The sequence below is a fragment of the Kitasatospora sp. NPDC001664 genome, assembly GCF_053596675.1.
In genome coordinates this window covers 173,744-191,215 of record NZ_JBSFGS010000013.1, presented here as the reverse complement: position 1 = coordinate 191,215, position 17,472 = coordinate 173,744, and the positions used below count along the sequence as shown (strand labels likewise).

The following is a 17,472-nucleotide window of genomic DNA, read 5'->3' as shown; positions in this document are numbered from 1 at the left end:
GCCGGAGCGTCCGCCGGGCGTTGGGACACTGTCGACCATGACGACCTGGCAGGATTTCGAGCAGGAGGCGCCCGACCTGGCGCCGGCGGTCCGGGCCCGCTTCGAGGCCAACCGGCACCACGTGCTGGCGACCCTCCGCAAGGACGGGGCGCCCCGGGTGAGCGGGACCGAAGTGCGGTTCGGCGGAGCCGATCTGACGATCGGTTCGATGTACGGCGCGGTGAAGGCCCTCGACCTCCAGCGGGACGGGCGCTTCGCCCTGCACAGCCACCCCGGCGACTCCAGCATGGCCGGCGGCGACGCCAAGGTCTCCGGCACCGCCCACGAGATCACCGACGAGGCCGAGCTCACCGCCTACCTCGCCGACCTCCCCGAGGCCGCCCCCGGCCCCTTCCACGCCTTCCGCCTCCACCCCACCTCCGTCGTCCTCACCGAGGTCGACGGCGACGAACTCCGCATCCGCATCTGGCAGCCGGGCAATCCCGTCCGGGAGATCCGCCGACGCTAGGCAGGCGGGCCGGCAGGGCAGCGACCCAGGGGCGCGAGGAACTGCGCGAATCGGAAGGCGGCTCACCGGCAACTGAACCGCCGTCAGCCAGTTGCACGTGCTGCCTTTCCACGGCGCGCAGTTCCTCGCGCCCCCGGAGGCATCACCTCGGTACGACGGAGGCCAGGGTCTCCGGGGAGCGGGCGACCACCGCGTGGCCGTCGTCCGCGGTGATGATCGGCCGCTGGATCAGGATCGGGTGCTCCGCCATCGCCGCGATCCAGGCGGACCGGTCCGCCGGGGTGCGGCCCCACTGCTTCATGCCGAGCTCCTTGGCCACCGCCTCGTCGGTCCGGGTGATGTCCCACGGCTCCAGCGACAGCCGCTCCAGCACCTGCTCCAACTCGGCCGCGCTCGGCGGGTCCTCCAGGTACCGGCGGACGGTGTACTCCGCCCCGGCGGCGTCCAGCTCACTGATGGCGACGCGGCACTTGGTGCAGCGCGGGTTGATCCAGATCTCCATCCCCCCAACATACCGAGCGGCCCGCCGCGCCCCGGGAACTCGCCGACGCGGCCGCCGGTTGAGCCGTACAGACGGTCGAACCGGGGGAGGGACGTCCATGGACGGCGAACAGATCATCGGCGAACTGATGGGCCTGGAGGGGCGGGCCGATCCGTACCCGCTCTACCGGATGGCCCACGGCCTCGGGCCGGCCGCCGCCGCGGGCGAGAACGCGGTGCTGGTCTGCGGCCACCGCGAGGTCAACCAGGTGCTGCGCTCCACGGCCTTCCACGTGCCGGACGCGGTGCTGCGCGAGCGCTGGGAGGAGGGCTTCCTCGACCACAGCTCCAAGACCCTGTTCAGCCGCTCGATCCTGGAGACCAACGCACCGCACCACAGCCGGATGCGCTCCCTGATCGCCTCGGTCTTCACCGCCCGCCGGGTGGCCGCCCTGGAGCCGGCCGTCCGGGCCGCGGTGACGGGGCTGCTGGACGAGCTGGCCGAGGCGGGGGCGGGCGGGGACCCGGTCGACTTCATGGACGCCTTCGCCTTCCGGCTGCCGGTGGGGGTGATCTGCGAGCTGCTGGGCGTGCCGGAGGAGGACCGCTACCGCTTTCGGCCGCTGGCCTCCGACCTGACGGCGGCACTGGAGCTGCTGGTCTCCGAGGAGGAGCTGACCGCCGCCGACCAGGCTGCGGACGAACTGTCCGGCTACTTCACCGAGTTGGCCGACCGTCGGGCCAAGGAGCCGACCGACGACCTGGTCAGCGCACTGGTCCAGGTGGCCGCCGAGGACCCGGGCCGGATATCCGGGCGGGAGCTGCTGGCCAATCTGGTGCTGCTCCTGGTGGCCGGGTTCGAGACCACCACCAACCTGCTGGGCAACGGCCTGGCCCTGCTCTTCGACCACCCCGCCGAGCGCGAGGCGCTGCGCACCGGCGCCCTCGCCCCGGCCTCCTTCGTGGACGAGGTGCTGCGCTTCGACTCGCCCGTGCAGCTCACCTCGCGGATCTCGCTCAGCGACGAGCTGACCGCCGGCGGGGTGCCCACCCCGTACGGGACGGCCCTCTTCCTGCTGATCGGTGCGGCCAACCGGGACCCGTCCCGATACGCCGACCCGGACCGCTTCGACCCGTACCGCACCGACAGTCAGCCGCTCAGCTTCGGCGCCGGCGCCCACTTCTGCCTCGGCGCCCAACTCGCCCGCCAGGAGGCCGCGCTGGCGATGCCCGAGCTGCTGCGCCGCTTCCCCCGGCTGGCCCCGGCCGGGCCGCGCACCCGCACCGACCGCCTGGTCCTGCGCGGCTACCGCACCCAGCCGGTCACCCTCGGCTGAGGCCCCGGGCCCAAGGTCCCGGGCGGGTTGGTGACCTTCGGACGGTGTGGGCGGGCGGGGATGAAAATATCCTTCAGATGTGAGCGCATCGGAGAAGGAAACTTTCCCCCGCCCGCTGGCGGCCCGGATCAGTGAGCGGCAGGCGGAGATGACCCCGGCCATGGGCCGGGTCGCCGCGGCCGTGGCGGCGGACCCGGCCGGGTGCGCCCGCCTCAGCGTCACCGAGCTGGCCGGCCGCACCGGCACCAGCGAGGCCACCGTGGTCCGCACCGCGCGCCTGCTCGGCTACCCCGGCTACCGCGACCTGCGGCTGGCGCTGGCCGAGGACGCGGCCCGGCGCCCGGCCGGCGGGCCGGCGGTGACCGGGGACATCACGGTGGACGACCCGCCCGCCGAGGTGATCGCCAAGCTGGCCCGCGACGGGCGCCGTACGCTGGCCGACACCGTGGAACTCCTCGATCCGGCGCGGCTGGAGCGGGCCGTGACGGCCGTGGCCGCCGCCCGCCGCACCGAGGTCTACGGCATCGGCGCCTCCGGTCTGGTGGCGCAGGACCTGATGCAGAAGCTCCAGCGGATCGGCCTGATCGCCCAGGCCCACCTGGACCCGCACCTCGCGCTCACCACCGCCGTGCAGCTGCGCCCGGGGGACGTGGCCATCGCCGTCTCCGACTCCGGCTCCACCCAGGACGTCGTGGAGCCGCTGCGCCGCGCCGCCGGGAACGGCGCCTTCACCATCGCGCTCACCGCCCGCCCCGACTCGCCGGTGGCCCTGGCCGCCGATCTGGTGCTGGCCACCAGCAGCGGCTACGAGACCTCGCTGCGGCCCGCCGCGATGGCCTCCCGGCTCAGCCAGCTCTTCGTCGTGGACTGCCTCTGCATCGGGGTCGTCCAGCGCACCTACGCCACCGCGGCCCCCGCCCTGGCCGCCACCTACCAGGCCCTGGCGCCCCGCCACGGCCACGCCTCCCCGAAGAAAGGCCACCCCTGATGACCAGTCAGCCCGCCACCGCCGCCGGGACCGCCGCGACCCCTGCCCCGTACGCCGAACTCCGCGCCCAGCTGGAGACCTTGGCCACCGAGGCGTTCCGCCCCGAACTCGCCGAGATCGACCGGCTCTCCACCCTGGAGATCGTCACCCTGATGAACGGCGAGGACCGCACCGTCGCGGAGGCGGTGGCCCGCCGGCTTCCGGAGATCGCCGCGGCGATCGACGCCACCGCCGGACGGATGGCCCGGGGCGGCCGGCTGGTCTACGCGGGAGCCGGGACGGCCGGGCGGATGGGCGTCCTGGACGCCAGCGAGTGCCCGCCCACCTTCAACACCGGTCCCGGCCAGGTGGTCGGCCTGATCGCCGGCGGCCGCCAGGCCATGGTCACCGCCGTCGAGGGCGCCGAGGACAGCGTGGAGCTCGCCGAAGCCGACCTGGCCGCCCTGGAGTTGACCCCCGACGACGTGGTGGTCGGCATCTCGGCCTCCGGCCGCACCCCCTACGCGGTGGGCGCCGTCGCGTACGCCCGCCGCCTGGGCGCGCTCACCATCGGGCTCTCCTGCAACGCCGACTCCGCGCTCGGAGCGGCCGCCGAACACCCCGTCGAGGTGGAGGTCGGCCCCGAATTCCTCAGTGGCTCCACCCGGTTGAAGTCCGGTACGGCCCAGAAGCTGGTGCTCAACCTGCTCTCCACCGTGACCATGATCCGGCTCGGCAAGACCTACGGGAACCTGATGGTGGACGTGCGGGCCTCCAACGAGAAGCTCCGCGCCCGCTGCCGCCGGATCGTCGCCCAGGCCACCGGCGCCGACGACGCCACCGTCGAGGCCGCCCTGACCGCCACCGACGGCGAGGTCAAGAACGCCATCCTGGTGGTCCTCGCCGACGTCGACGGCCCCACCGCCGCCCGCCTCCTCGACGAACACCACGGCCACCTGCGCGCAGCGCTGCTCGCGGTCTGACCCCGACCCACCTCAACACCCCCTTTCAGCAAGGCAGAAGCACCATGACGGACGACAAGAACCGCGCCACCGCCGCCGCGATACTTCCGCTGGTCGGAGGCCCCGGCAACATCACCTCCATCGCCCACTGCATGACCCGACTGCGCCTGGGGCTGCGTGACCGCTCCCTGGTCCAGGAGGCCGAACTCAAGGCGCTCCCGGCCGTGATGGGCACCGTCGAGGACGACACCTACCAGATCGTGCTCGGCCCGGGCACCGTCGCCAAGGTCACCCCCGAGCTGCAGAAGCTCGTGGACGCCGCTCCCAAGGCGCAGAGCGCCGAGCAGCTCGCCGACCGGGGCGCCGAGATCAAGGCGGCGCAGAAGGCGAAGAACGCCACCCCGGTGAAGCTGATGCTCCGCCGGATCGCCAACATCTTCGTGCCGCTGATCCCCGCCCTGATCGGCTGCGGCATCGTGGCCGGCCTCAACGGCCTGTTGGCCAACCTCGGTTGGGCCCCGGCCCTGGTGCCGGCCCTGGGTGCGATCGCCTCCGGCTTCATGTCGCTGATCGCCGTCTTCGTCGGCTACAACACCGCCAAGGAGTTCGGCGGCACCCCGATCCTCGGCGGCGCGGTCGCCTCCGTCATCGTCTTCGCCGGCGTCGCCAAGGTCACCGTCTTCGGCGAGACGCTCTCGCCCGGCCAGGGCGGGGTGCTCGGGGCGCTGGGCGCCGCCCTGCTCGCCGTGTACATCGAGAAGTGGTGCCGCCGCTGGGTGCCCGAGGCACTGGACGTCCTGGTCACCCCGACCCTGACCGTGCTGCTCACCGGCCTGGTCACGCTCTACGGCCTGATGTTCCTGGCCGGTGAGGTCTCCACCGCCATCGGCTCGTTCGCCACCTGGCTGCTGGCCAGCGGCGGCGCCTTCGCCGGACTGGTCCTCGGCGGGCTCTTCCTCCCGCTGGTGATGCTCGGCCTGCACCAGGCGCTGATCCCGATCCACACCACCCTGATCGAGCAGCAGGGCTACACCGTGCTGCTCCCCATCCTGGCGATGGCCGGGGCGGGCCAGGTCGGCTGCGCGGTGGCGGTCTACCACCGCCTGCGCCGCAACCGCTCGATCCGCGCCACCATCAAGTCCGCCCTCCCGGCCGGCTTCCTGGGCGTCGGCGAGCCGCTGATCTACGGGGTCTCCCTCCCGCTCGGCCGCCCCTTCGTCACCGCCTGTGTCGGCGGCGCGGCCGGCGGCGCCTTCGTCGGACTCTTCAACCAGCTGGGCACCACGGTCGGTTCGACCGCCATCGGCCCCTCCGGCTGGGCGCTCTTCCCGCTCCTCCAGGGCGAGGGCAGCCTGGCCACCACCGTCGCCGTCTACGCCGGCGGGCTGCTCACCGGCTACCTGGTCGGCTTCCTCGCCACCTACTTCTTCGGCTTCACCCCGCAGATGCTCACCGAGCTCAACGCCGACCCCGAGGACACGGACGGCGAGCCGGACGCGGTGCCGGAGTCGGTGCCGGACGCGGTGCCCGCAGCGGCCGAGGCCAGCCACGAACGCACGCAGGTCGGGGTCTGACCGGCCCGAACCACCGTCCGCCGCCCGGGAGTTGTGATCACCGGGCGGCGGACGGCCGCCGTCCGCGGATCATTCGCGGGCCGCCGCGGCGGCGGCCAGGAGGCCGCCGAGGCCGAGGGCGACCAGGAGGGCGATGAGGATCTTCCACGTCTTCGTCATGCCCTTCCCAACGGCCCGCCGGGCGCAGCGGAAACGTCTTGTCACCCGGGCAGCCGGTGGGCGACGGGGCGGGGAGGCGGCCCCCGGCGGTGGTCCGGGGACGGACGGTCCGTCAGACTGGCCCGATACAGTCCGAGGAGTCCGCCCTGATCCCCGCGCCGGCCGGCGCCGCCGCCGAGCCGCCGGTGCTCCGCTGCCGCCGCTGCGGCCGTCCGCTGCACGACCCGGAGTCCCGCATCCTGCGCCTGGGCCCGGGCTGCCGGGGGCCGGAGGAGGGCACCAGGGTGGTACCGGGGGAGCAGGACTCGCTGCCGGGGCTCTGAGGCGGGCGTCCGCGGTCAGAGCGAGGCGACCAGGGCCGGGAGGTCCCGCATGTCGGTGAAGACCGTGGTGCCCGGGCCCTCCAGCCAGGCTGCCGGGGTCAGGCCGCCCGCGTAGCCGAGCGAGCGCATCCCCGCCGCCCGGGCCGCCTGCACGCCGTAGCGGCTGTCCTCGACCACCACGCAGGCGGCGGGGTCGACGCCGGAGCGCCGGGCCGCGTGCAGGAAGAGGTCGGGGGCGGGCTTGCCGTGGGCGACCTCGGTGGCGCTGAAGATCCGGCCCTCGAAGTACGGGTACAGGCCGGTGCGGCCGAGGGTGTGCCGCATCTTGGCGTGCTCCCCGCTGGAGGCCACGCAGCTCGGCAGGGTGAGCCCGGCGAGCGCCTCGGCGATCCCGTCCACCGGGAGCAGTCCGGTGTCGACCGCCGCCGCGTGCCGTTCGGCGAACAGCTTCCTCCACAGCGGCCCGGCCTCCGGCCCCAGCCGCTCGGCCCACTGCTCGGCGATCGAGGCGGAGGAGCGCCCGATGAAGCGCTCCACCACCTCCTGCTCGGTGAGCGGCCAGCCGAGTTCGGCCCCGAGCTCGACGTTCACCCGGACGGCGATCCGCTCGCTGTCCACCAGGACGCCGTCGCAGTCGAAGACCACCAGTTCGATCGCTCTGTTCATCCGCGCAGGATAGGAGGGCTGCGGCGGACGGCCTGACGGCGGGTCAGAGAATGCCGGATCGGAGACCGGTTCGTGTACGGTTCGCGTCTGCCCCCGCTACCCCCGCACACGTGAACGATGGACCAGCCGTGAACCCGTACGACCAGCCCGCCGCGCCCCGCAGCACCACCGACCGACTGCTGCGCGCGGGTGCCCTGGTGTTCCTGCCGCCGGTCGCCGCGATCTGGCTCTGGGACTCCCGCCGCCTGCACGTGGCGGCCAAGGTGGTGCTCACCGTCTGGTGCGTGCTGGCCTCGCTGTTCTGGATCGACGTGATCATCGGCCCCAACGACAAGAAGCCCGCCGCGAGTGCGGAGGCGTTCGTCACGGCGGGGGCGCGCCCCTAGGGGCTGTCTCCTTGATGGGGCCGGGTCCGCGCCGCCGGGGCACGCGCCCTCCTTGCCCGCCGACGGGCAGGAGGGGCCCTTCGCCGGCTTCTCGTCGGTCGCCGATGTTCCGCATGGACTCCCTCCTCGGCGCCGCCGAGGCACGCACCCCGACGACGCGGCCTGATCCGACCCCATCAAGGAGACAGCCCCTAGCCGCGCCGGTGGGTCCGGACGTGGCGCCGGGAGAGCTTGGCCAGCAGGAAGACCAGGCCGGCCGCGCAGGCCACCGCCGCCCAGCCCGGCAGCAGGATCGAGGCCGGCAGGAGCAGGCAGCCGGTGAGGGCCAGGCAGGGCAGGTACCAGCCGAGGACGCGGCGGATGCCGTCGCCGTAGCGCATCGAGATGGCGGCGTTGGCGGTGTAGAAGGCGAGCACCCCGCCGCAGAGCGCCCAGCGGGAGCCGGGCGGCAGCGCGTGGTCGGGCTCGGCGACGGCGGTGCCCAGGGCGGCGGCGATCACGGTGATGCCGGAGACCAGGACGAACGGCAGGTACATCACGGTGTCCCGCATGGCCCGGGTGGCGTGGCCGCTCTGAGCCCGGGTCAGGCCCTGCGCGGCGTTCTCGGTGCCCCAGGTGAAGAAGATCATGGCCAGCTCGGCGACCACCACGAAGGCGAACAGCGCGGTGACCCCGGCCGCGAGCACGAAGTGCTCCTCCAGGGCCACCACCACCGTGAAGACGCTCTCGCCGAGCACGATCACCACGAACAGGCCGATCCGCTCCACCAGCAGCTCCACCGAGAGCCGGTCGTAGGGCCCGGTGCCGAGGCCGGTGCGGACCGCCAGCAGCACCACCTCCAGCACGATCGCCACGCCCCAGAGCACGAACCGCGCGGTGGAGGGCAGTGCCGCCGAGACCGCCCAGAGCGCGGCGGGCACCAGGCAGTAGAGCACCGGCCGCCAGAGCGGCAGCGGGTTGTCGGCGGCCCGGGCGTGGCCCCACCAGATCAGGAAGAGCACCAGCCGCACCCAGGCGGCGCCCAGGGCGTAGGCCCAGGCCCGTTCGTGCAGGCCCTCGGGGGAGGCCGCCGCCATCAGCCCGAGGGCGGGCATCGCGGCCAGCAGCATGGCCTGGATGCGCGGGCTGCCGGAGCCGAACAGGTTGACGGTGACGGTCAGGTTGGCCCAGGCCCACCAGGCCGGGAAGAACAGCACCAGGAACTTCGCGAAGTCCCCCGGCCCCGGGTCCCCGTGCAGCCCGTGGGCCAGCACGCTGACCGTCACCACGAAGACCAGGTCGAAGAACAGCTCGAACCAGCCGGCCCGGGGCTCCTCGCCCTCCGCCGCCGTGTCCGCTCCCGGGGGCTGCGCCTGCGCCGCGTCGCTCACCCGACCACTGTGCGGCGGCCTCCGGCGGTGGCGGGGCGGGCGCGCCGGGGGCGGGGCCGGCGGTTGCCTCGGGCGGCTGAAGCCGACGGAGGGTCAGGTGGCGTGGTGGAATCTGGAATTCGGCGGCGCGGACGGGCCTCCGGCGGGAGGCTGTGACCATGACCACTGATACCACCGATACCACCGATACCACTGTGACCGCTGATGCTGCTGATGCTGCTGCCCCGACGGGTCCCCGCACGGGTGCGCAGCGCCGCAGCGACACCGAGCGCCGGCTGACCGCCGACGTGGACCTCTGGCTGGCCAGCGCCTCCCCGGACGGCGTCCCGTACCTGGTGCCGCTCTCCTTCGACTGGGACGGCACGGCCCTGCTGGTGGCCACCCCGGCCGGGAGCCCGACCGGGCGGAACCTCGCCGCCTCCGGAACCACCCGGCTGGCGCTCGGCCCGACCAGGGACGTCACGATGATCGAGGGTGCGGTCGAGCACCTGGAGATGGACGCCCTGCCGACGCCGGAGCGGGAACGCTTCGCCGCCCGCACCGGGTTCGACCCGGCCGCCTCGGCCACCCGGTACCGCTGGTTCCGGATCACCCCGCGCCGCATCCAGGCCTGGCGGGAGGCGGACGAGCTCTCGGGTCGCGAACTGATGCGCGACGGCGAGTGGCTGGTCTGACCACCTCTCGGGCGCCGTCCCGTGGCGCTTCTCACACCGGGGTCGGGGGCGGTCCGCCGGCCTGTCGACCGAGGGGCGTTCCCGCAGGTCGGGCGGCCCGTGCCGGGCGGACGCACAGCTGATGCCCACTCAGGAGTCGGACGCCGGGGGCCGCCGGTTCCCGAACGGCCGGGGTGACGCCCGTCACGTGCTCCGAACGGGCTGACGGAGCGTCGGTACCCCCGGGGCGAGGGCTCCGGACGGGGGTGAAGGGTGCGACGATGAGTCGGCCATGGAGTCGGGACGAGTCGTACGAGCGGGGCGGGCTGCGGTGTTCGCCGCCACCTGCGTGCTGCTCGGCGCGGCCGGCCACGTGCTGATGTCCGGGGACACCGTCCCCGGGTGGGTGCTCGCCGCCGCCTTCGGGGCGGTCGGGGTGCTCGGCTGGCTGACGGCCCGTCGGGAACGCGGGCCGCTGCTGGTCACCGGGCTCACGGTCGGCGTGCAGGCCGCGCTGCACCTGCTCTTCTCGCTCGGCCAGGCCACCGACCGGGGGGCGGTGGCCGCCGGGGCCGACGGGACGGCCGTGCAGTGGGCGCGGCTGCTGCTCTGCAACGGCCACCCGCTCTCGCCCGGCGAGGCCGTCCGGCTGGTCGAGGACGCCGGGCTGGACCTGGACGCGCTCGGCCCGCCGGTCGACGGACTCGCCGCCCTGGTGGTCCCGGCCGCGACGGCGGGCACCCACGCCCACGCCGCCGGTCACCTCGCGGGTGGCCACCTGCACGCCGCGGCCGCCCCGGCCGCCCACCAGATGACCGGCGGGGGCTTCGGCATGCTCGCCGCCCACCTGGTGGCCGCCCTGCTGCTCGGCCTCTGGCTGGCGGCGGGGGAACGCGCGGTGTTCCGCCTCGGCCGGACCGTCGCGGCCTGGCTGTTCGCGCCCGTGCTGCTCCTGCTCCGGGCCTTCGCCCCGGCGACCCCGCCCCGTCCGCGCCGCCGCCCGGACCCGGCACCGCGCCTGCGGCTGCTGCTGCTCGTCCACGCGATCACCTCTCGGGGCCCGCCGCCCGGGACCGCCGTCCTCTGACGGCCCGTCACCCCGGGGCCGCACCCGGCCGACGCCGCGCCCGTACGGGCCGTGGCGCCGCTGCCGCGTGCCCGTGCGCCGCGCCCGTCGGTGCGCCTCCGCATCCGTGGACGTGCGCATCCGCGCATCCGCGCATCCGTGCACCCGTGTGCCCCCGGGCCGGTCCTGCGGCCGTCCGTGCCGCTTCCGACTCCGAGAAAGACCCACGGCGTTGAACCCTGTCCTGCCCACCTCCGCCCCGTCGCCCACCGCCCCGTCGCCCACCGTCCCGTCACCGACCGCCCCGCGCGCGGCCGCCCGCCGCACCGGCCCCGACGACGCCACCGTCACCGGTTGGGCGCTGGCCGCCCGGGAGGGCGATCCGGCCGCCGTCGAACGGTTCGTCCGGGCCACCCGGATGGACGTCTGGCGGTACGTCGCCCACCTGAGCGGCGAACCCCAGGCCGCCGACGACCTCACCCAGGAGACCTTCCTCCGGGCACTGCGCAGCCTGCCCCGCTTCGAGGGCCGCTCCTCGGCGCGGACCTGGCTGCTCTCGATCGCCCGCCGGGCGGTGGTCGACCGTTTCCGGTTCGCCGCCGCCCGCCCCCGGCTGCTGGACACCGACGACTGGCAGGGCGCCGTCGAGCGGGCCCAGTACTGCGACCTGCCCGGCTTCGAGGAGGGCGTGGCGCTCTCCGAACTGCTGGCCGCGCTCCCCGCCGAGCGGCGGGAGGCCTTCGTGCTCACCGCCGTGCGCGGGCTCCCGTACGAGGAGGCGGCCCGGCTGACCGGCTGTCCGATCGGCACCGTCCGATCCCGGGTGAACCGGGCCCGCGCCGCGCTGGTCCGCCAGCTCGCGGAGGCGGCCCGCGCGGACCTCGTCGGCTGCGCGGCCTGAGCGGTTCCCGGAACCACACGATGGGGGCACCGGGCGGCGTGTCCCGGTGCCCCCGCCCCCGTGCGTGCGTTGTCGTTGACGACCACCGGACCGGTCCACCGACCGGGTCCCGAATCCTCTGGAGGCCACCGCCATGTCCACCACCGCTGCCGCCGTCACCACCGTCCTCGCCGTCGGGGGCATGAGCTGCGGCCACTGCGAACGGACCGTCAGCGCCGCGCTCGCCGCCCTCCCCGGCGTCAGCGACGTCACCGCGGAGGCCAAGGCCGAGCGGGTCACCGTCGCCTCGGCGGCCGAACTCGACGAGGCGGCCGTCCGGGCGGCCGTCGAGACGGCGGGCTTCGAGTACAGCGGCCGGGTCTGACGCCTCGTCGCCCCGCCCGTCCGGCCCGCCCGTCCGGTCCGCCGTCCCGATGAACGGGCCCGGCGGGGCGGGAACTCGGCCGGGCCCGGCCCCGACTGCTCCGGTGTGAACGTCAACGCCAACCCCACAGCGCTCGGGCCGGGTCTCCGGCCACGCTCCGCCCTCCTGGGCTTCGCCCTGCTCCTCGCCCTGGTCTTCACCGGGGCCCTCGCCGCCGGCCACGCGGCGGGCCCGCTCACCCCGGGGCCGCGCCCCGCCGGCGGCGGCCCGGGGCCGACGGACGGCGGGATGGACGGGATGCCCGGCATGGACGGAATGGACCACACCGCGGGCATGCCCGGCAGCAGGGCGGGGGCGGGCAGGTGAGCGCCGTTCCCCCGAGCGGCCTCTCGTCCGGTGCTCCGTCAGCCCGGGCCGCCGCTGCTCCGGTCGGCCTTTCGTCCGACGCTCCGTCGGCCCCGGCCACCGGGCCCGAGACGGTGACCGACCTGCTCGTGGGCGGGATGACCTGCGGGGCCTGTGTCGGCCGGGTGGAGAAGCGCCTGGCCCGGCTGCCGGGCGTGACCGCCGCCGTCAACCTCGCCACCGGCCGGGCCCGCGTCCTCCACCCCGAAGGCCTGCCCCCGGCCGAGCTGGTCGCGGCGGTGGAGGCCGGCGGGTACACCGCCTCCCTGGTGGACCCGGCCGGCGAGCGCCGTCGTGCCGAGGCCGAGGAGCCCTCGGCCGCCTCGCCCGAGGTCCGGGCCGAACGGATCCGACTGACCGTCACGGCGGCCCTGGCGGTGCCCGTCCTGCTGCTGTCGATGGTGCCCTCGTGGCAGTTCCCGGCCTGGCAGTGGCTCTGCTTCGCGCTCGCGCTGCCGGTGGTCACCTGGGGCTCGGCCGGGTTCCACCGGAGGGCCTGGCAGGGGCTGCGGCACGCCACCGCCACCATGGACACCCTGGTGAGCCTGGGCGTGACCGCCTCCTTCGGCTGGTCCGTGTACGCGCTCGGGTGGGGCGGGGCGGGCGATCCCGCGATGCGGATGCCGTTCTCGCTGACCGCCGGGGCCGGCGGCGGCGCCGCCCACGTCTACCTCGAAGCCGCCGTCGGCGTCCCGCTGTTCGTGCTGGCCGGACGGCTGCTGGAGGGGAGTGCCCGGCGGCGCGGAGGTGCCGCGCTGCGGGCCCTGGCGGCGCTGGGCGCCCGGGAGGTCAGCCTGCGCGGACCGGACGGCGGCGAGCGTACCGTGGCGGCCGAACTGCTGCTCCCGGGGCAGGAGTTCACGGTCCGTCCGGGCGAAAGGGTGGCCACCGACGGGGTGGTGGTCGAGGGCGGATCCGCGCTCGACCTGAGCGTCCTGACGGGCGAGAGCGTTCCGGTCGAGGTGGGCCCCGGCGACCAGGCGCCCGGGGCGGCGCTGAACGTCGGCGGGCTTCTGGTGGTGCGGGCCACCGCCGTCGGGGCGGACACCCAACTGGCCCGGATCGCCGCCCTGGTGGCCGAGGCGCAGACCGGCAAGGCGAAGGCCCAGCGTCTGGCGGACGCGGTGGCCGAGGTGTTCGTGCCCGCGGTGCTGGCCCTCGCCGTCGCCGTGCTCGGCTTCTGGCTCGGCGCCGGGGCCGAGCCGCAGGCGGCGGTCACCGCCGCCGTCTCGGTGCTGGTGGTGGCCTGCCCGTGCGCCCTCGGCCTGGCCGTCCCGACGGCACTGCTGGCCGCCACCGGGCGCGGGGCCGAACTGGGCGTCCTGGTGCGCGGACCCGAGGCGCTGGAGAGCCTGCGCCGGGTGGACACCGTGGTGCTGGACAAGACCGGCACCCTGACCACCGGCCGGATGACCCTGGGCGGCGTGGCGGTGGCGCCGGGCGTGGACCCGGAGCGGGTGCTGCGGCTGGCGGGGGCGCTCGGGCGCGGGTCCGAACACCCGGTGGCCCGCGCCGTCGCGGAGGCGACCCGGCGGGGCGGTGGCGAACTCCCGCCGGTGGAGGGCTTTCTGGCCACCGCCGGGCTCGGCGTACGGGGCACGGTGGAGGGGCGCGAGGTCCGGATGGGCAGGCCGGACCGGGAGGTCGAGGACCCCGCCCTGGCGGCCGCCCTGGCCGCGGCCGACGCCGAGGGCCGCACCTCCGTGCTGGTCGAGCTGGACGGCCGCCCGGCGGCGGTGCTCGCGGTCGGCGACGCGCTGCGGGCGGGCAGTTGGCGGGCGGTGCACCGGCTGCGCGGGCTGGGGCTGGACGTGGTCCTGCTGACCGGCGACCGGCCGGGACCGGCCCGCGCGGTTGCCGAGGAGCTGGGCATCCGCACGGTGCACGCCGCCGCCACCCCGGCCGGGAAGGCCGAGGTGATCGGGCGACTCCGCTCCGCCGGGAGGACGGTGGCGATGGTCGGCGACGGCGTCAACGACGCGGCCGCGCTCGCCACCGCCGACCTCGGCATCGCGCTGGCCTCCGGCACGGACGCGGCGATCGGAGCGGCCGGGCTGACCCTGGTGCGGGGCGACGTGGAGACCCTGGTGACCGCCGTCCGGCTGGCCCGGCGGACCCGCAGCGCGATCCGGGCCAACCTCCTCTGGGCCTTCGGCTACAACGCGGTGCTGCTGCCGCTCGCCGCCCTGGGCCTGCTCAACCCGATGCTCGCCGCCCTCGCGATGTCGGCCAGCTCGGTGCTGGTGGTCGCCAACAGCCTGCGCCTGCGCACCTGGAGGCCCGGCCGGGGCGGTGGCGGTGGCGGGCGGTCAGGCCGGGGCGACGGCGCGCGGTCCGGGAACTCGGGGCGGGCGCGGGCCGACCACTGATCCGGACCGTGCAGACCGGCCCGGTCCGTGACCCCGCGTCAGGAGAACCATCCATGCGTACCCGTGTCCTGCCCGGCGTGGCCGCCGCCGCGGCCCTGCTCATATCCGGGTGCTCGTCCGGAGGCGGCGCCCCCTCCCCGGCGCCGTCCACGGGGACCCCGGCCGCCACGGCGGGCTTCCCGGTCCCGGTCGCGGACTGCGCGGGCCGCGAGACGGTCATCGACGGCCCGCCCGGCCGGATCGTCACCAGCAACGCCGCCGCCCTGGAGATGCTGCTCGAACTCGGCGCGGGGGAGCGGGTGGTGGGCACCGGCTACCCGCCCGGCCAGGGCTACCTGCCCGGTGCGCTGGCCGAGCGGGGGGCGCGGGTACCGGTCCTCGGGCAGCAGGGCATCGCCAAGGAGAAGCTGCTCGGCTCGGGCGCCGACCTGTACGTGGACACCTTCGGGCCGATGGCGATGGGCGGCGGGACGGGCGCGGCGCCGAGCGAGCAGGAGTTCGCCGCCGCCGGCATCAAGCACGTGTTCCTGCTCTCCACCGCCTGTGCGGCCCAGGGCAAGGCGCCTCGGACCGACCTGGCCGAGGTCCAGCGCGACGTGGAGCGCCTCGGTGCCGTCACCGGCACCGCCGACCGGGCCCGTCGGCTGACCGCCGCCATGGCCGAGAAGACCGGCCAGGTCACCGCCGCGCTCGCCGCCCTGCCGGCCGACCGGCGCCCCTCCTACTTCTTCTTCGACGTCGACGCCGGGACCAAGCAGCCGATGGCGGTCTGCAACCGCCAGGTGGCCAACGCGGTGATCACCCTGGCCGGTGCCCGCAACGTCTTCGCCGACTGCGACGCCTCGTTCCGCCCGGTCGGCTGGGAGGAGGTGGTCGCGCGCAACCCCGACTGGATCCAACTGGGCATCCGCAACAAGGGCGGTGAGGAGGAGAACCGCCGCGCCTACGAGGAGGCCGAGCAGTTCCTGCGCACCTTCCCCGCCACCCAGGGCCTCGCCGCCGTCCGCGAGGGCCGCTTCCTGCGGATCGGTTCCGAGGTCACCACCATCGCCGGTGTCCGCAACGCCGACACCGTCCAGCGGATCGCCCGCACGCTCCACCCCGACCTGGTCAAGGTCGGTCCGTAGATGGTGACTTCGGCCCCGGCCGCCACCCGGGAGGGGTTCCGCCCGCGCCCCTCCGCAGTGGCCGCGGCGCTGGTCCTCGCCCTGGCGGTGGTGCTCACCCTGGCCGTCGGGCTCGGCAGCGTGGACGTCCCGCCCGGCGAGGTCTGGTCGGTGACCGCGCGGCGGCTCACCGGCCGGGCGCCGGTCCCCGGCTCCCGCGACCTGATCGTCTGGCAACTGCGGTTCCCGCGCGCCCTGTTGGCGGCGACGGTCGGGGCGGGACTCGGGTTGGTCGGCGCCGCCGTCCAGGCGCTGGTCCGCAACCCGCTGGCCGACCCCTACCTGCTGGGGATCTCCTCCGGGGCCTCGCTCGGCGCGGTCGGCGCCATCGTCCTGGGCCTCGGGGCGGGAGGGGCGCTCGGCACCTACGGCGTCTCCGCCGCCGCCTTCGCGGGTGCGCTCGGGGCCTTCCTGCTGGTCTGGCTGGCGGCGCGCCGCGGCGGCGGCTTCGCCCCGCTGCGGCTGGTGCTCTGCGGCATCGCCGTCGGCCAGTTCCTCGCCGGGCTCTGCAGCTACCTGGTGCTCCAGGCGGGCGACGAGCAGCAGACCCGGGGCGTGCTGTTCTGGCTGATGGGCAGCCTGAGCGGTGCGAGCTGGGGGCAACTCCCGCTGCCGGTGGTGGCGGTGGCCCTGGGTGCGGTCGTGCTCCAGGGCCGGGCCCGCGCCCTCAACGCGCTCACCCTCGGCGACGAGACCGCCGCCGGGCTGGGCGTGGACGCCGACCGGGTGCGCCGCGAACTCTTCGTCACGGCCAGCCTGCTGACCGGAGTGCTGGTGGCGAGCGCCGGGGCGATCGGCTTCGTCGGGCTGCTGGTGCCGCACCTCTGCCGGCTGCTGGTCGGCGGTGAGCACCGCCGCCTGCTGCCGCTCTCCGCCCTCACCGGGGCCGTCCTGCTGACCGCCGTGGACACCCTGGCGCGGACCGCACTGGACGCGCAGGAGCTGCCGATCGGCGTGGTGACGGCGCTGCTCGGCGCACCCGTACTGCTCTACCTGCTGGACCGACAGGCGGAGGCCGCCCGATGAGACTCGCCGTCGAGGACCTGCACCTCACCCTGGCCGGCCGCTCCGTCCTGGCCGGCGTCCACCTGATCGCCGAGTCGGGCCGGGTCACCGGGCTGGTCGGCCCCAACGGCAGCGGCAAGTCGACGCTGCTGCGGGTCGTCTACCGCCACCTCGCCCCGAGGGCCGGACGGGTCCTGCTGGACGGCCGCGACCTGGCCGCCGTCAGCCGCTCGGAGTCCGCCCGTCATCTGGCCGCGCTGCCCCAGGAGCGCGGCGAGGGCTTCGAGCTGTCGGTGCGGCAGATCGTCGCGACCGGCCGCATCCCGTACCAGCGGGCCTTCGCCGCCAACAGCGCCGAGGACCGGGCGGTGGTCGCGCGTTCGCTGGAGCAGGTCGGCATGGCCGAGAAGGCCGGGCGGCGGTTCGCGGAGCTCTCCGGCGGCGAGCGCCAACGGGTGCTGCTGGCCCGGGCCCTGGCCCAGCAGCCGGAGGTCCTGGTGCTCGACGAGCCGACCAACCACCTGGACATCCGCCACCAGGTCGAACTCCTCGCCCTGCTGCGCGCCCAGCGCACCACCTCCCTGGTCGCCCTGCACGACCTCAACGCCGCCGCCTCGGTCTGCGACCACCTCCACGTCCTCGCGGACGGGGCGGTGGTGGCCTCCGGGCCGCCGCGCTCGGTGCTCACCCCGGCCCTGCTGGCCGAGGTCTTCGGCGTCCGGGCCGCCGTCACCGAACACCCCCTCACCGGCGATCCCCTGATCGCCTTCGACCACCGCCGACCGGCGGTGCCCGCCCGCCCCTGACGGGG

General features: G+C 75.5%; 19 protein-coding genes. 16 read left to right on the top strand and 3 right to left on the bottom strand.

The window, feature by feature from the left end; translation table 11 throughout:
• Positions 1 to 37: 37 nt before the first annotated feature.
• Positions 38 to 508 (top strand): pyridoxamine 5'-phosphate oxidase family protein, encoded by a 471-nt coding sequence (locus tag ACWCYY_RS20350; RefSeq protein WP_449796854.1) that lies wholly within the window; start codon positions 38 to 40, stop codon positions 506 to 508.
• A 142-nt stretch (positions 509 to 650) separates the two neighbouring features.
• On the opposite strand, the gene ACWCYY_RS20345 is transcribed toward ACWCYY_RS20350, so the two are convergent.
• Positions 651 to 1,010 (bottom strand): arsenate reductase family protein, encoded by a 360-nt coding sequence (locus ACWCYY_RS20345; RefSeq protein WP_449796853.1) that lies wholly within the window; start codon positions 1,008 to 1,010, stop codon positions 651 to 653.
• A gap of 97 nt (positions 1,011 to 1,107) precedes the next feature.
• Here ACWCYY_RS20345 and ACWCYY_RS20340 point away from each other — a divergent pair, with 97 nt between their 5' ends.
• From ACWCYY_RS20340 to ACWCYY_RS20320, 5 genes are all read left to right on the top strand, one after another.
• Positions 1,108 to 2,325 (top strand): cytochrome P450, encoded by a 1,218-nt coding sequence (locus ACWCYY_RS20340; protein WP_449796852.1) that lies wholly within the window; start codon positions 1,108 to 1,110, stop codon positions 2,323 to 2,325.
• Between the two features lie 79 nt (positions 2,326 to 2,404).
• Positions 2,405 to 3,313, top strand: coding sequence for a MurR/RpiR family transcriptional regulator (locus ACWCYY_RS20335; protein ID WP_449796851.1), 909 nt, complete (start codon positions 2,405 to 2,407; stop codon positions 3,311 to 3,313).
• The gene (gene murQ / locus ACWCYY_RS20330) at positions 3,313 to 4,275 is read left to right on the top strand and encodes an N-acetylmuramic acid 6-phosphate etherase (RefSeq protein WP_345285880.1); all 963 of its coding nucleotides are present in this window, start codon (positions 3,313 to 3,315) and stop codon (positions 4,273 to 4,275) included. Before ACWCYY_RS20335 ends, murQ begins: the two co-directional genes overlap by 1 nt.
• Before the next feature lie 44 nt (positions 4,276 to 4,319).
• Entirely contained in the window at positions 4,320 to 5,828 is a 1,509-nt protein-coding gene (locus ACWCYY_RS20325; RefSeq protein WP_449796850.1) for a PTS transporter subunit EIIC, read from the top strand.
• 197 nt (positions 5,829 to 6,025) lie between these two features.
• Positions 6,026 to 6,310, top strand: coding sequence for a DUF6011 domain-containing protein (locus ACWCYY_RS20320; protein ID WP_449796849.1), 285 nt, complete (start codon positions 6,026 to 6,028; stop codon positions 6,308 to 6,310).
• 15 nt (positions 6,311 to 6,325) lie between these two features.
• Here ACWCYY_RS20320 and ACWCYY_RS20315 read toward each other — a convergent pair whose 3' ends face one another.
• Entirely contained in the window at positions 6,326 to 6,976 is a 651-nt protein-coding gene (locus ACWCYY_RS20315) for an HAD family hydrolase (RefSeq protein WP_345285874.1), read from the bottom strand.
• A gap of 110 nt (positions 6,977 to 7,086) precedes the next feature.
• Here ACWCYY_RS20315 and ACWCYY_RS20310 point away from each other — a divergent pair, with 110 nt between their 5' ends.
• Positions 7,087 to 7,362, top strand: coding sequence for a hypothetical protein (locus ACWCYY_RS20310; protein ID WP_449796848.1), 276 nt, complete (start codon positions 7,087 to 7,089; stop codon positions 7,360 to 7,362).
• Between the two features lie 191 nt (positions 7,363 to 7,553).
• On the opposite strand, the gene ACWCYY_RS20305 is transcribed toward ACWCYY_RS20310, so the two are convergent.
• Entirely contained in the window at positions 7,554 to 8,732 is a 1,179-nt protein-coding gene (locus tag ACWCYY_RS20305) for a low temperature requirement protein A (RefSeq protein WP_449796847.1), read from the bottom strand.
• Between the two features lie 158 nt (positions 8,733 to 8,890).
• On the opposite strand from ACWCYY_RS20305, the gene ACWCYY_RS20300 reads away from it, so the two are divergent.
• The 9 genes from ACWCYY_RS20300 (at position 8,891) to ACWCYY_RS20260 (ending at position 17,467) form a co-directional block, all read left to right on the top strand.
• Entirely contained in the window at positions 8,891 to 9,406 is a 516-nt protein-coding gene (locus tag ACWCYY_RS20300) for a pyridoxamine 5'-phosphate oxidase family protein (RefSeq protein ID WP_449796846.1), read from the top strand.
• A gap of 271 nt (positions 9,407 to 9,677) precedes the next feature.
• Entirely contained in the window at positions 9,678 to 10,472 is a 795-nt protein-coding gene (locus ACWCYY_RS20295) for a hypothetical protein (protein ID WP_449796845.1), read from the top strand.
• 211 nt (positions 10,473 to 10,683) lie between these two features.
• A complete protein-coding gene (locus ACWCYY_RS20290; protein ID WP_449796844.1) occupies positions 10,684 to 11,352 on the top strand; it encodes a sigma-70 family RNA polymerase sigma factor in 669 nt (222 codons plus the stop codon).
• A 133-nt stretch (positions 11,353 to 11,485) separates the two neighbouring features.
• Positions 11,486 to 11,716 carry a heavy-metal-associated domain-containing protein gene (locus ACWCYY_RS20285; RefSeq protein WP_345285864.1) on the top strand — a complete coding sequence of 77 codons (231 nt, stop codon included), beginning with the start codon at positions 11,486 to 11,488 and terminating at the stop codon, positions 11,714 to 11,716.
• Between the two features lie 105 nt (positions 11,717 to 11,821).
• Entirely contained in the window at positions 11,822 to 12,082 is a 261-nt protein-coding gene (locus ACWCYY_RS20280) for a hypothetical protein (RefSeq protein WP_449796843.1), read from the top strand.
• A 137-nt stretch (positions 12,083 to 12,219) separates the two neighbouring features.
• Positions 12,220 to 14,490: a heavy metal translocating P-type ATPase gene (locus tag ACWCYY_RS20275; protein ID WP_449796882.1), complete on the top strand. Its 2,271-nt coding sequence runs from the start codon at positions 12,220 to 12,222 to the stop codon at positions 14,488 to 14,490.
• A gap of 53 nt (positions 14,491 to 14,543) precedes the next feature.
• Positions 14,544 to 15,617 (top strand): ABC transporter substrate-binding protein, encoded by a 1,074-nt coding sequence (locus tag ACWCYY_RS20270; protein ID WP_449796842.1) that lies wholly within the window; start codon positions 14,544 to 14,546, stop codon positions 15,615 to 15,617.
• Positions 15,618 to 16,682: a FecCD family ABC transporter permease gene (locus ACWCYY_RS20265; RefSeq protein WP_449796841.1), complete on the top strand. Its 1,065-nt coding sequence runs from the start codon at positions 15,618 to 15,620 to the stop codon at positions 16,680 to 16,682. It abuts the gene before it with no gap.
• Positions 16,679 to 17,467, top strand: coding sequence for an ABC transporter ATP-binding protein (locus ACWCYY_RS20260; protein ID WP_449796840.1), 789 nt, complete (start codon positions 16,679 to 16,681; stop codon positions 17,465 to 17,467). The genes ACWCYY_RS20265 and ACWCYY_RS20260 overlap by 4 nt, the downstream gene beginning before the upstream one ends.
• Positions 17,468 to 17,472 lie beyond the last annotated feature (5 nt).